The sequence below is a fragment of the Bacillus taeanensis genome (genome assembly GCF_003318295.1).
Lineage (GTDB): Bacteria > Bacillota > Bacilli > Bacillales > UBA6769 > Maribacillus > Maribacillus taeanensis.
Window position 1 is genome coordinate 43,414 of the sequence record NZ_QOCW01000020.1, and the last position, 14,146, is coordinate 57,559.

Annotated in this window: 13 protein-coding genes and 1 pseudogene; 13 read left to right on the plus strand and 1 reads right to left on the minus strand. The window is 39.6% G+C overall.

What is annotated here, in order from left to right; all coding sequences use genetic code 11:
* The 13 genes and pseudogenes from DS031_RS16640 to DS031_RS16700 all read left to right on the plus strand — a co-directional run bounded on the left by DS031_RS16640 (nucleotide 1) and on the right by DS031_RS16700 (nucleotide 12,870).
* Entirely contained in the window at nucleotides 1–513 is a 513-nt protein-coding gene (locus tag DS031_RS16640) for a serine dehydratase beta chain (RefSeq protein ID WP_113807190.1), read from the plus strand.
* Entirely contained in the window at nucleotides 513–1,397 is an 885-nt protein-coding gene (gene sdaAA, locus DS031_RS16645; RefSeq protein ID WP_113807191.1) for an L-serine ammonia-lyase, iron-sulfur-dependent, subunit alpha, read from the plus strand. The genes DS031_RS16640 and sdaAA overlap by 1 nt, the downstream gene beginning before the upstream one ends.
* Before the next feature lie 165 nt (nucleotides 1,398–1,562).
* Nucleotides 1,563–2,675 (plus strand): glycine cleavage system aminomethyltransferase GcvT, encoded by a 1,113-nt coding sequence (gcvT, locus tag DS031_RS16650; protein WP_113807192.1) that lies wholly within the window; start codon nucleotides 1,563–1,565, stop codon nucleotides 2,673–2,675.
* A 36-nt stretch (nucleotides 2,676–2,711) separates the two neighbouring features.
* Nucleotides 2,712–3,107 (plus strand): glycine cleavage system protein GcvH, encoded by a 396-nt coding sequence (gene gcvH, locus DS031_RS16655; protein WP_113807193.1) that lies wholly within the window; start codon nucleotides 2,712–2,714, stop codon nucleotides 3,105–3,107.
* Between the two features lies 1 nt (nucleotide 3,108).
* A complete protein-coding gene (gene gcvPA / locus DS031_RS16660; protein WP_113807194.1) occupies nucleotides 3,109–4,461 on the plus strand; it encodes an aminomethyl-transferring glycine dehydrogenase subunit GcvPA in 1,353 nt (450 codons plus the stop codon).
* A complete protein-coding gene (gene gcvPB / locus DS031_RS16665; RefSeq protein ID WP_113807195.1) occupies nucleotides 4,454–5,938 on the plus strand; it encodes an aminomethyl-transferring glycine dehydrogenase subunit GcvPB in 1,485 nt (494 codons plus the stop codon). The genes gcvPA and gcvPB overlap by 8 nt, the downstream gene beginning before the upstream one ends.
* 296 nt (nucleotides 5,939–6,234) lie before the next feature.
* Nucleotides 6,235–7,612: pseudogene (locus DS031_RS16670) on the plus strand (alanine/glycine:cation symporter family protein).
* 22 nt (nucleotides 7,613–7,634) lie between these two features.
* The gene (lipA, locus tag DS031_RS16675; protein ID WP_113807196.1) at nucleotides 7,635–8,528 is read left to right on the plus strand and encodes a lipoyl synthase; all 894 of its coding nucleotides are present in this window, start codon (nucleotides 7,635–7,637) and stop codon (nucleotides 8,526–8,528) included.
* 22 nt (nucleotides 8,529–8,550) lie between these two features.
* The gene (locus DS031_RS16680) at nucleotides 8,551–8,838 is read left to right on the plus strand and encodes a hypothetical protein (protein ID WP_113807197.1); all 288 of its coding nucleotides are present in this window, start codon (nucleotides 8,551–8,553) and stop codon (nucleotides 8,836–8,838) included.
* Between the two features lie 340 nt (nucleotides 8,839–9,178).
* The gene (locus DS031_RS16685) at nucleotides 9,179–10,567 is read left to right on the plus strand and encodes a cobyrinic acid a,c-diamide synthase CobB (RefSeq protein WP_181833199.1); all 1,389 of its coding nucleotides are present in this window, start codon (nucleotides 9,179–9,181) and stop codon (nucleotides 10,565–10,567) included.
* A 32-nt stretch (nucleotides 10,568–10,599) separates the two neighbouring features.
* Nucleotides 10,600–11,421: a cobalamin-binding protein gene (locus DS031_RS16690; RefSeq protein ID WP_113807199.1), complete on the plus strand. Its 822-nt coding sequence runs from the start codon at nucleotides 10,600–10,602 to the stop codon at nucleotides 11,419–11,421.
* A 61-nt stretch (nucleotides 11,422–11,482) separates the two neighbouring features.
* A complete protein-coding gene (locus DS031_RS16695; RefSeq protein WP_113807200.1) occupies nucleotides 11,483–12,322 on the plus strand; it encodes an oxidoreductase in 840 nt (279 codons plus the stop codon).
* Between the two features lie 218 nt (nucleotides 12,323–12,540).
* On the plus strand, nucleotides 12,541–12,870 hold the full coding sequence (locus tag DS031_RS16700; RefSeq protein ID WP_425451983.1) for a histidine kinase: 330 nt from the start codon (nucleotides 12,541–12,543) through the stop codon (nucleotides 12,868–12,870).
* A gap of 88 nt (nucleotides 12,871–12,958) precedes the next feature.
* Here DS031_RS16700 and DS031_RS16705 read toward each other — a convergent pair whose 3' ends face one another.
* A complete protein-coding gene (locus DS031_RS16705) occupies nucleotides 12,959–13,921 on the minus strand; it encodes a sugar ABC transporter substrate-binding protein (protein ID WP_113807201.1) in 963 nt (320 codons plus the stop codon).
* Between the last annotated feature and the right edge of the window lie 225 nt (nucleotides 13,922–14,146).

A 14,146-nucleotide genomic window follows, 5' to 3' on the forward strand; every position in this document is an offset into this window, starting at 1 on the left:
ATGGAGTTTCAAAGCTGTTTTGATATTATCGGCCCGATTATGGTAGGTCCATCAAGCTCACATACGGCAGGCGTTGTCTCAATCGGAAAGTTCGTCCATGAACTGTTAGGGGGATGCCCTGAAAAAGCGAATATTATTTTCTATGATTCATTTGCCGAAACCTATGAAGGACACGGAACAAATAAAGCACTTCTTGGCGGACTGCTCGGAATGAACACAAATGATGCGCGGATTAAATACTCGCTGCAGTTAACAAAACAGTATGAGCTTACGTATCAATTTAAACTCGAAGAAACTTGTCCATACTTTCAACATCCGAACACAGCGGTTATCAAAGCAGAGCGAGGAGAGCGCGTTGTGACAGTTGGCGGTGCCTCGCTTGGCGGCGGATTATCAAAAATCTTTATGATCAATGATGAAATGACCGATATTCGCTTAAGTACAAGTGATAACATGACTGAGCTTGCAAATCGTTATCGTCCATATAAACTTCAGGAAATGGTTGGTGCGTAATGGATATCGGATCAATGAAAGAACTTATTCAGATTTGCGACGAGAAACAAAAAACGATCGGTGAAATCATGCTGATAATGGAAGCCGAGAAATCAGGAAAAGATCAAGAAACGATTGTTGCAATGATGGAAGAACGCCTTTTAAAAATGAAAGAAGCGGTCGATCAAGGGAAAGCAGACGCTTCTGAAGCGCCGAGCGGTATTTCTGGCGGTGACGCTGTTAAAATGAATGACTATGTGAAAAGCGGTAAAGCCCTGTCAGGTTCTTATATTAGCAATGCGATGACATTTTCACTCGCAACTTCTGAAAGTAACGCCAGAATGGGTGTTATTGTCGCAACACCAACAGCAGGAGCTGCCGGGATTTTACCGGGTGTATTGTTTTCGCTTCATAAAAATGACAACACACCGTTTAAAGAGCTCGTGATGGGTCTTTTTACAGCGAGTGCGCTCGGCTATGTAATTGCAAATCGTTCGTTTATTTCAGGCGCAGCAGGCGGATGTCAAGCAGAAGTCGGTTCAGCAGCAGCGATGGCAGCAGGGACGATTGTTGAATTAAAAGGCGGTACACCAAAGCAGGCTGTTCATGCGACAGCAATTGCGATGAAATCACTGCTCGGACTTGTCTGTGATCCTGTTGCAGGTCTTGTCGAGGTTCCTTGTATTAAACGAAATGTAATTGGCACATCGATTGCCTTTTCCGCCGCTGATTTAGCGCTTGCCGGCATTGAAAGCAGAATTCCGTGTGATGAAGTGATTGAAGCGATGTACAAGGTGGGAAAAGATATGCCGCGAACCCTGAGAGAAACATCACTTGGCGGGCTTGCGATGACAGAAACCGGACAAAAAGTAAAAGAGCGTTTATTTAAGAATAAGAAAGTATAAGGTTAATGTTAATGTCCAGCTTCAGCGCCTATCCCCTCGAGTCAAATAACCTTACAACGTAAAGGTAAAAAGCACCTTTTCGTTGTAAGAACATTTGCTTATCGGGGATAAGCAAGGCGCTTACGCTTTTCTAAAAAAAGAAATCATAATGTTGGAGGAATCGGAATGGAGACTGAAACAGTATTAAAGCGTACACCGCTTTTTGATACGTATAAAAAGTATAGAGCCAAGGTGATTGACTTTGGAGGCTGGGAACTGCCGGTACAATTTTCAAGCATTATCGAAGAACATGAAGCCGTAAGAAATAAAGCAGGTTTGTTCGATGTGTCGCACATGGGCGAAGTGCTTATTGAAGGAAAAGATGCAGAATGTGCGATTGATTATCTTGTTACAAATGATGTTACAAAACTAGCAATCGATCAAGCACACTATACGGCAATGTGCTATCCGGATGGCGGGACAGTTGATGATTTACTCGTTTACAAGTTAGCTGAAGAAAAATATTTACTCGTGATTAATGCTTCCAACATTGAAAAAGATGTGAAGTGGATGAAAGAAAATCTAAAAGGAAACGTCACACTTAAAAATATTTCTAGTGAAACAGCGCAGCTTGCCCTACAGGGACCAAAGGCAGAAGCGATCTTACAAAAGCTAACCGATACGAATTTATCAGAAATTGGCTTTTTTAAGTTTAAACAACATGTAACGGTTGCGGGTATTCAACATGTTCTTGTTTCACGTACCGGTTATACAGGAGAAGACGGTTTTGAGCTTTATTTAGATGGGGAAAATGCAGCTGAGCTTTGGGATAAGCTTTTAGAAGCTGGAGAAGAAGACGGCTTAAAACCGTGCGGACTTGGCGCGCGTGATACCCTTCGCTTGGAAGCACGTCTTGCGCTCTACGGTCAGGAGCTTACAAAAGACATTAGCCCACTTGAAGCAGGCATCGGCTTTTGTGTAAAAACGAAAAAAGAAAGCGATTTCGTCGGAAAAGAAGTGCTTCAAGCGCAAAGAGAGCAAGGATTAACACGTAAATTAGTCGGTATTGAAGTAACAGGGCGCGGCATTCCTCGGCACGGTTATCCGGTTCTTTCTGAAACAGAAGAAGACATCGGCTTTATTACATCAGGGACTCATTCACCAACCTTAAAGAAAAGTGTCGGACTTGCGCTTGTGAAAGCAGAATACGCAGAAATTGGAACGCCTCTTAAAATTGAAGTACGAAAGAAAAAAATTGACGCAGTTGTTGTGAAAGCACCATTTTATAAAAAAGACTAACAAACTATTAAAATACTATAAAGGGAGAGAAGAACAATGGCAAATGCAACAGCAAATTTACGATACAGCAAGGAACATGAATGGGTATTACAATTAGAAGGCAATAAAGTTCGAATTGGTATTTCAGAATACGCACAAAAGCAGTTAGGCGATATTGTTTTTGTTGAAAATCCGGAAGTTGGCGATGAAGTAACCGCTGACGACACAATGGGCTCGATTGAATCTGTAAAAGCGGTGTCAGAAATTTATACACCGGTATCTGGAACGGTTGTGAACGTAAACGAAGAGTTAGAAGACGCTCCTGAAGTGATTAACGAAGATCCTTACAAGGCAGGCTGGTTAGTTGAAATTGAATTGTCACATCCAGAGGAGTTAGCGTCACTAATGAATGATGAAGAGTATCAAGCATTTATTGATGAAGGAGCGGAGTAAGATGACGACAACTTACAGATATCTTCCTGATACAGAACAGGATAAAAAGGAGATGCTTTCCTTTTTAAATATTTCCTCAACAGATGAGCTGTTTGAAGATTTGCCGGAAAGTATTCGCTTAGAGGGCGAACTTAACATTCCGGCGGCTGTTCCTGAACCGCTCTTAGTAAAACAGATGCAGAAACTCGCATCACTTAATAAAAATGCAAACCAATATCCCATTTTTTTAGGAGCAGGTACATATGATCATTACATTCCAAGTGTGGTGAATCATATGATTTCACGCTCAGAGTTTTACACAGCATATACACCTTATCAGCCGGAAATTAGTCAAGGCGAGCTGCAGGCTATTTTTGAATTTCAAACAATGGTTTGTGAGCTAACAGGAATGGATGTCGCAAACTCTTCAATGTATGACGGCTTTACAGCACTAGCTGAAGCGGCATCACTCGCCGTGTCAGCCTCACGTAAACAAAAAGTACTTGTTTCAAAAGCGGTTCATCCGGAATCACGCTCGATTTTAAAAACAGTCGCAAACGGACCAGGCTATCACGTTGAAGAAATTGAGCTAGTTTCTGAGATTACCGATTTAGAAAAATTAAAATCGCAAATTTCCAGCGACACAGCAGCTGTTATTGTGCAGTATCCAAACTTTTTCGGCTCGATTGAAGATTTAGCTGAAATTAAAAAGATTGCAGATGCTCATAAAGCGATGCTGATTGTAAGCGCAAATCCATTAGCGCTTGCGCTGCTTGAATCCCCAGGTAACTTAGGAGCAGACATTGTTGTAGGTGATATGCAGCCATTAGGTGTGCCGATGTCATTTGGCGGCCCGCACTGCGGATATTTTGCCGTTCGTAAAAAATATATGCGTAAAGTTCCAGGTCGTATTGTAGGGCAGACGACAGATGAAGAAGGACGCCGCGGCTTTGTTTTAACATTACAAGCGCGCGAACAGCATATTCGCCGTGATAAAGCTTTATCAAATATTTGTTCAAACCAAGCATTAAATGCGCTTGCCTCTGCAGTTTGCATGTCAGCGCTAGGCAAGCACGGCATTCGCGAAATGGCTCAGCTTAACGTTGAAAAAGCCGATTATATGGCAAAACGTTTACAAGAAAAAGGCTTTATTGTTGGTAATGAAGCACCATTTTTCAATGAATTTGTTGTAGAACTGCCGCTTTATGTGAAAATCGTAAATGAAAAGCTGCTAGAAGCAGGTATGATTGGCGGCTTTAGTTTAGAAAATGACTACGCATTTTCTAATCATATGCTGATTGCGGTAACAGAGCAGCGCACAAAAGAAGAAATCGATAAATTTGTTGAGACATTGGAGGCGATCGTAAATGGTTGAGCATAATGAATTAATTTTTGAAAGCAGCCGTCCAGGACGAGTGGGCGCAAGTCTTCCGCCAAGTGATGTTGAGAAAGTGAATTTAAGCGATAAGCTTCCCAAGCATTTGATTCGTTCCGTGCCGGCAGAGCTTCCTGAAGTATCTGAGCTTCAGCTTGTCCGTCACTACACTGCACTTTCCAATAAAAATCATGGCATTGATAACGGCTTTTATCCGCTTGGTTCTTGTACGATGAAATACAATCCGAAAATTAATGAAGATGTTGCTCGTTACGATGGATTTAGCCGGATTCATCCGTATCAGCCTGCTGAAACGGCGCAAGGAGCATTAAAGCTTTTATATGAATTACAAGAAGATCTTGCTGAAATTACCGGCATGGATGCGGTCACCCTTCAGCCATCCGCAGGTGCTCAAGGCGAATGGACAGGGCTGATGATGGTGAAGGCTTATCTTGAAGCAAAAGGTGAAACGAGAAAGAAAGTACTTGTCCCTGACTCAGCGCACGGTACAAACCCAGCGAGTGCCGCAGTTGCCGGATTTGATACCGTTACAATTCCTTCCAATCAAGATGGTTTAGTTGATTTAGAAGAGTTAAAGAAACATGTTGATTCTAATACGGCAGCTTTAATGCTGACAAATCCGAATACACTTGGTTTGTTTGAAAAAGAAATCGTTGAAATTGCCCGTGTTGTTCATGAAGCAGGCGGCCTCTTATATTATGATGGTGCCAATGCTAACGCAATTTTAGGAAAAACAACGCCAGGGAAAATGGGCTTTGACATTGTTCACTTAAATCTTCATAAAACCTTTACAACACCGCACGGCGGAGGAGGCCCGGGTGCTGGTCCTGTTGGCGTGAAAAAAGAATTAATCCCATACTTACCGGTACCGCGTATTGAAAAAGACAATGAGAACTATAGTATAAGCTTTAATCATCCGCAGTCGATTGGACGCGTAAAAGGCTATTACGGAAACTTCGGCATTCTTGTACGCGCTTACACTTATATTCGTACGATGGGTCCAGAAGGTTTGCGCGAAGTATCAGAAAGCGCTGTGCTGCATGCCAATTATCTTCGTAAAAAGCTTGAGCCTTATTTTGAAGCGCCATACAAGCAGGTGTGTAAACATGAATTTGTTTTATCCGGCTCCAGACAGAAAAAGCTTGGCGTAAGAACGCTTGATATCGCGAAACGTTTGTTAGACTTTGGTTACCATCCGCCGACTATTTATTTCCCTTTAAATGTAGAGGAATGCATGATGATTGAGCCAACTGAAACGGAATCTAAAGAAACGCTTGATGCATTCAGCGATGTTATGATCCAAATTGCTAAAGAAGTCGAAGAAAACCCTGAGATCGTTTTATCTGCCCCGCATACAACGATCATTAATCGACTTGATGAAGTAAAAGCGGCAAGACAGCCGGTCCTTCGTTATACAAGAGAAGAAGCACCGCAAAAAGAAGCTGTGAAATTGTAAAATTAAATATACGGAATGGAAAGAGTTTTCCATTCCGTTTCCCTATTCAATAAATTCCATTTCTAACAAGACTGCACACAATTGAAAACGTTTACTTATATAGCGGGTTGAAAAGTGAAAATGACGTGTGAAGAGAAGCGGTAAAGATAAGGTTGTATTTTTTAAAAAGCTAACCTGTATGAAATTTGGTTTATAAGCGATTAGTTTCATTCAGGATGGCATCACTTATAAATTCACCTTGAGAATTCAACACAATGTCCACAAATCAATCTAAAAATACATAAGGAGGAAAGTTGATGGATATGATTGCAAAAATTAGTTCAATTGTGTGGGGTCCGCCTTTATTAATCTTATTAGTAGGAACAGGTGTTTATTTAACATTTCGATTATCATTTTTACAATTTTCGATGCTGCCTTATTCACTTAAATTAGCGTTTGGTAAGCAGAAAGACAGTTCGTCAAAGGGGGAAAAAGGCGATATATCCCATTATCAAGCATTAATGACAGCCCTTGCGGCAACAATCGGAACTGGAAATATTGCTGGTGTTGCAACAGCAGTTGTGCTTGGTGGTCCGGGTGCTATTTTTTGGATGTGGCTTACAGCACTATTTGGGATGGCCACAAAATACGCTGAAGCAATCTTAGCAGTAAAGTTTCGGGTGGAAACAAAGAATGGTGAAATGGCGGGAGGACCGATGTACTATATTGAAAAAGGACTCGGTTTGAAATGGCTTGCTGTTTCGTTTGCTGTATTCGGTTCTGTTGCGGCATTTGGTATTGGCAATATGGTACAAACAAATTCTGTTGCAGAAGTTATGGAGACATTTAATGTTTCCCCAATTGTTACAGGAGCTGTGTTAACCATTTTAACAGCACTTGTTATTTTAGGAGGAGTAAAAAACATTGGGCGCGTTGCTGCACTTTTCGTCCCGCTCATGGCAGCCTTTTATGTACTCGGAGGCCTTATTATTATCGTTATGAATATTTCCCTTGTACCAGAGGCGATTATGCTTATTATGAGCGATGCATTTTCAGGACAAGCAGCTGCTGGGGGGGGCAGTTGGTGCGGTAATTCGATATGGAGTAGCAAGAGGGGTGTTCTCAAATGAAGCAGGTTTAGGTTCAGCTCCAATTGCCGCTGCAGCCGCGAAAACGGATTATCCAGGAAGACAAGCACTCGTATCGATGACACAAGTATTTATTGATACAATTCTTGTTTGTTCCATCACTGGAATTGCGCTTGTAATGGGGGATTTATATAAGAGTGGTCTGGAAGGAGCGGCATTAACGAGCGCGACATTTGGACTATTTTTAGGTACACCCGGCACATTAATTGTTTCAATTGGTCTTATCTTCTTTGCTTATTCAACGGTACTTGGTTGGTCATATTACGGAGAAAAATGTTTTTCTTATCTATTTAAAAACTCTACAGGAGCGGTGAAGTTTTATCGTATTTTATTCGTAATTGCAGTATTTATTGGTTCAACGCTTCCTTTAACGGTTGTTTGGAACTTAGCCGATCTTGCAAACGGCTTAATGGCAATTCCGAATTTAATTGGTTTATTAGCTTTATCAGGCGTAGTTGTTGCCGAAACGAAGCATTTTCTTGAAAAGAAGCGTGAAGAAGAAAGACTTGCAAAAGGAGAAGAAACGTTAGAGAAAAAATCGATGTAAATACAATATAGGAGTGGTAGAGATGGCTCATACAAAAGAACACCTTCGCAAACCAGAATGGCTCAAGATTAAATTAAATACGAATGAAAATTACATAGGCTTAAAGAAAATGATGCGTGAGAAAAAGCTTCATACGGTATGCGAAGAAGCAAAATGCCCGAATATCCATGAATGCTGGGCCGTAAGAAGAACCGCTACATTTATGATTTTAGGCGGAGTTTGCACACGTGCCTGCCGCTTTTGTGCCGTTAAAACCGGACTTCCGACAGAACTTGATTGGCAGGAGCCTGCACGTGTAGCTGAATCTGTTGAACAAATGAATTTAAAACACGTTGTCATTACAGCGGTTGCCCGAGATGACTTAAAGAGAGGTGGTGCGCAAGTTTTTGCTGAAACGGTTCGTGCAGTACGAAAGCGCAATCCGTTTTGCAGTATTGAAGTGCTGCCTTCAGATATGAACGGTGATTATGAGAACTTAAAAACATTAATGGATGCAAAGCCGGATATTTTAAATCATAATATTGAAACGATTCGCCGGTTAACTCCGAGAATTCGCGCACGTGCCACATATGAGCGTTCACTTGAATTTTTACGGCGTGCTAAAGAGATGAGTCCAGCTGCTCCGACAAAATCGAGTATTATGATCGGTCTTGGTGAAACAAAAGAAGAAATTATTGAAACGATGGATGATCTGAGGGCAAATAATGTTGATATTATGACAATCGGCCAATATTTACAGCCGACAAAACGCCATTTAAATGTACAAAAATATTGGAGCCCGGAAGAATTTAATGAACTAAAGGAAATTGCGCTTTCAAAAGGATTTAGTCATTGTGAGGCAGGACCGCTCGTTCGTTCTTCTTATCATGCTGATGAGCAGGTAAAGGCGGCAAACATGAATACAGTTTCCAAATAAATAAAAAAACAGTGGTGATACGATGAAAAAAAAGCTGATGATTATAACGCTTGTTGTTGAAGGACTTGTCACGTTCAGTCTTGCTGGAATGATTGGTAAAAGTTTTTTTGAACTCTTTTTTATTACAGCATTCCTCTTCTTTCTTGCGTCATTTTTATTGTTAAAAACCGAATCTAATACGTATTCTGCTGCTGGAGTTGATCAAATAGAGGAAGAAGAAAACAGTCGTGTATTTATCTTTGAAGCAGCAAAGCTTTATTTCATTATCAGCATTTTAACAAGTGCGATTTATTATTGGGAGTATTGGTAAATCGGTGTTTTTACGAAAGAGGTGTTGTCAGCTTGTTAACTTCAACAAGTGACGATCACCTCTTTACGTTTTTTTTCGCACAGATGAGTCAAAATCAACCCGTCCATGTTTAAATGCCGAATCTTTAAGTTGAACGTATATAGTAAAATCGTTGTGACCGCTTTTTTATAAAAAAGATATTAAATTTTCATAAAATAGAGTACGATTTAGATATCAAATTCAATGGAAGTAGACATCCTATTATGAACTGTTTATAAGTTACATAGTTTTAAGCGATGGCCGCTTTCTGCATATGAAGGTGTTTTTTTATGTATTCCTATTCAGAAAGGTGGAGATTTATTTGGTAGAACGACGCATTGTAATTGCCGGTACGGGAAGCGGTGTTGGGAAAACGACGCTGACAATTGGATTAATGGCAGCACTAAAAAAGCGCGGATTAACCGTGCAGGGCTTTAAATGCGGTCCTGATTATATTGATCCTTCTTATCATACTGCTGTAACGCATCGACCTTCTCGTAATTTAGACAGCTGGATGCTTACAAAGAATCGGGTGTTGGACATTTTTACGCATGGCAGCCGCGGAGCAGATATTTCAGTAATCGAAGGGGTGATGGGCTTTTTTGATGGGAAAAGCCCGGAAACAAATGAAGGAAGTACCGCTGAAATTAGTATAATTACGAAAAGTCCAGTTTTACTTGTTGTCAATTGTGAAAGCATGGCGAGAAGTGCAGCGGCGGTTGTAAAAGGATTTCAACTGTTTGCAGAAGGTCTAAATATTGCAGCTGTGATCGTCAATAAGGTGGGCGGCGAAGGCCATTTTCAGCTTGTCAAGAAAGCAATTGAACAGGAATGTAATGTGCCTGTGATTGGTTATTTAAAACGAGAACTTGACATTGAAATGCCTGAGAGACATCTTGGACTAGTTCCTTCGATTGAAAGAGGAGAACTCACTCCGTTTTTTGATATATTAGGAGATTTGGTGCTTGAGACGGTTGATCTCAACAAACTTCTTGAAATATCCCTTGCCGAGCCGTTAGCCGAAAACGAAACCGCCTCTCTTTTTAAAAAGAAAAAGGAGCCTTTCGTTAAAATTGCTGTCGCCAAAGATGCAGCGTTTAATTTCTATTATCCTGAAAATCTAGAAATCTTAGAAGCAAACGGATCGGAACTTGTTTATTTCTCGCCGCTAGCTGATGAGGAGCTCCCAGAAGATGTTGATGGTCTTTACATAGGCGGCGGTTTTCCAGAAGAATTTGCCCATGAGCTTAGCTGCAAGTTAAAAGCAAAACGCTCGGTGAAGGAGGCGGTTGAAAACGGCTTACCAACACTCGCTGAATGCGGCGGGTTTATGTATTTAACGAAGTCCATTGAAACAACGGAAAAGAAGAAGTATGAAATGGTAGGAGTGATCCCCGGCAGCATCGAGATGCAGTCCCATTTAGCAGGATTTGGCTACAGAGAGATCAGCGGCCTAAATAACAACTTTATTTTAGAAAATCAAACTGCAAAAGGCCATGAATTTCATTATTCCTCTTTTCAACCTGCTGAAGAAAATATTCCATATGCGTATGAAACGAAAGGAATGGGAGGTTTAAATAAGGAAGGCTATGTTATAAAAAATGTAGTCGCTGGCTACACGCACTTTCATTTTGCTTCTTGTCCAGCGATGGTTGAAAATTGGATTAAAAAATGTTTAGAGCATCAAGCTGGCAGCAAAGATCTAATTTGAGTTAACAGTGAACAAGTGAAGGGAGTTTTAAGATGAGATTAATATCGATTTGTCCAAGCAATACAGAACTATTAGGTTATTTAGGATTGATTCCGTCGCTTATCGGAGTCGATGACTTTTCAGATTGGCCGGAGGATGTGAACGCTCTGCCAAGATTAGGTCCGGATTTAAACATTGATATGGATAAAGTAGAAGAATTACAGCCTGATTTAGTATTAGCCTCTCTCACTGTACCCGGAATGGAACGAAATATCGAAGAGTTAAAAAAACGCAGCATACCATATGTGATTGTGCCTAATCCGAAAACATTAACAGAGGTTGGCGAAAGTTTATTGTTTGTTGGACAGGCAACAAATACATATGAAAAAGCAACACAAGTATTCAAAAAATACAATCGTATCCTTGAAAACTATCATTCTTTATCAAAGCAGGTAGAAAAGCCGGCAGCTCTTTATTGGGAATGGTGGGCGAAACCGATTTTTACACCTGGAAGAGATAATTGGTTAACTGAAATAAGCCAACTTGCGGGGGGACGAAATCTATTTGAAGATAAAGCGCAAGAAAGTGTGCAAACAGATTGGGAAGAAATAAAACAAAGAAATCCCGATGTAATTTGCGTGATTTGGGTAGGGGTGCAAAAAGAAAAAGTGAATCCAAAGGTAATCTTAAAGCGAAAAGACGCAGAAGAGATGAAGGCCATTCAAAACGAGCAGCTGTATATATTAGAAGAACCATTATTTTGCAGACCTTCCCCTCGATTATTAATTGGGTTAAATAAGATAGCGAGTATCCTTCATCCTCAGATTTATCCGGCATTTACCGAAAATAAAGATCTTCTCATGGATGATAAATGAGCAGTTCTGTCGACGGCAAACACCGAATCGAAAAAGTGTATCGTAATAAGGAGAAAACAAAATGTTTAACAAAATAGCGATTGTAACTGGGGCTTCAAGTGGGTTTGGTTTGTTAAGTGCGATTAAACTTGCTGAAAGCGGATTTTATGTGATTGCGGCGATGAGAAATTTACAAAAAAAAGAACATTTGCAATCATTGGCAAAAGAAAAAGGCGTAGAAAAACAGATCCAATATCATCAGCTCGATGTGTGTTCAGAGACATCCATCCATCAATTTGGCCTCTTTTTAGATGAGTTAGGGCAGGTGGATGTTTTGCTGAATAATGCAGGCTATGCAGGTGCTGGATTTGTTGAAGAAATACCAATCGAACAATATCGTGAACAATTTGAAACCAATTTCTTTGGTCTTATTGCTGTCACACAAAAAGTTATTCCGATCATGCGAAAACAGAAAAACGGTACAATTATCAACATGAGCAGCATTAGTGGATTAATAGGATTTCCGGGATTATCGCCTTACGTATCTTCTAAATTTGCACTCGAAGGCTTTAGTGAAAGTTTAAGGCTTGAATTAAAGCCATTTGGTATTGATGTGTATGTAATTGAGCCAGGTTCATATAAAACGAACATTTGGACAACAGGAAAAAAGGTAGCAGAGCAATCGCTGAACCGTTCTTCACCATATTTCAGCTATATGATGAAAATAGAAGAACAGGTGGAAGCAGGGAAAAAATCTTTCGGAAACCCAGAAGAAATAGCGAGTCTTATTACAACTATTGCTCTTAAAAAAAAGAAACAGTTTCGCTTTCCAATCGGCAAAGGAACGAAAATGATGGCACGTCTAAAAAAATTACTTCCATGGTCAAAGATTGAAAAAGAGATACTTAAACGACTTGGTTGAGTTTGCATTCATAAAAAAAGTGAATCCAAAGGTGATCTTAAAACGCCTAGACGTAAAACAGATGAAGGTCATTAAAAACGAAAGATGAACTTTCATTTTTAACTAAAACATTCAATCAAATGAAGAAAAACATTCAGCAGTCCGTAAAAGAAATAGAGGAGAAGGCAAAACTTGCACAGTTGTTAAAAGAAATGGAACTGTGAAGCCTTCAAAATCAGATTAATCCTCATTTTCTTTTCAATACGTTAAACACGATCTCGAAAACAGCCTATATTGAAGGTGCGGAGAGAACAAGCGACTTAATTTCATCGGTTTCGGCTTTACTGCGCTATAATTTAGGTGATATTGATAAGCCGACTACATTGTCAGATGAAGTAGAAATTGTAAAAGAATATTTCTTTATTCAAAAAACACGCTTTGGAGATCGTGGTGAGTTTGAGGAGAACATTGATCCAGCTGAAAACGGGAACATATCCAATAAAAGCGTGTATCATGGATGTTTTTCTCATTATTTCACTTTTTTTTTCTATCTTATTAGATTTCTTTAAACAATTCTTTGGAAGTAAACGTAAAAAAGCAGGTATGATGGAATGTGGAAAAGCCCTTGAATTTCATAGAATTCAAGGGCTTTTAGATTTACCTCAATAAGTCTTTCAAAAATTCTAATTTTTGTGTGGCATTTTCCTTAATGATAATATCTACACCGCTGTCAATGTTCTTCTCAACCGTTTTTCCATTCATTACTTTCAATGCAGCATTTGAGCTTAAATATCCCATATCGTAAGGATTTTGTGTTACAGAACCTGGTAACGTTTCTTCTTCGATTAATTCAACCATTTTGGTTGTTCCATCCGCTCCTGTGATCGGTATGGTTAGTCTATATTTTTTCATTGCTTTAAATGCATAGAGGGCCATGATATCATTTGTGGCCATGATTCCTTTTAGATCAGGGTGTTCTTGTAATATCGCTTCTATTTCTTTTTTTATAAGGATTGGATTATTGGATAAATCTGTTTTTTCTGCTACAATGTTGATTCCGATTGCCTCTAAGCTAAGTTTAGCTCCTTTTATCCGTAAGCTTGAAATCGGACTATTTATATATGAACAATCCTTGCATTCGTCTCTTCCAATCATCGCGACTTTATCACCAGGATGCAGTTCCGATCCTAATAACGCCCCAGCTTTTTTCCCTAAATCAAAGTTATCTGTACCAATATAAGCCGTTTTATGTTCCCAAGCGGCATCCGTATCTACAAGAAGAACAGGTATGTTCTGTTCAACAAACTGATCTAAAATCGGAGTGAGGGAAGGTGGGTAAATGGGAGAAATGATTAAAACATCTGGCTTTTCTTTCAGAATGTTTTCTAATACTTCAGCTTGTTCTTTAACAGTACCACTAGCAGGAGCGATCACACTCCCGTCTAAACCAAAATCCTGAAATCCTCTTTCAGCACCAGCTTTGACAATTTTCCAATACTCTGAGTTTAAATCTTTTACAACAACAACCACTTTCGGTTTTTTATCTGCAAACGACACAAGCCCGAGTAAAATAAAAGTAAAAACGAAGATAACAAGAAAATAAATCGACCTTTTCTTCAATGGTTCATCCTCCTCTCTTGGTTTTAAATTATATAGGAGTGCATTTAAACCGAAACGGTACCGGCATTGCTTGCATAGCTGCTATGTTTACATAATGATTTGGTTATATTTTGATTATATTTTCATAATACTTTTATTATGTTTTGATGATAATACTATCATCTCTTTCAGTCAATAGAAATTATTTTATCTAAATAAAGGAAAATAAAAAGGTGTAAATGATTT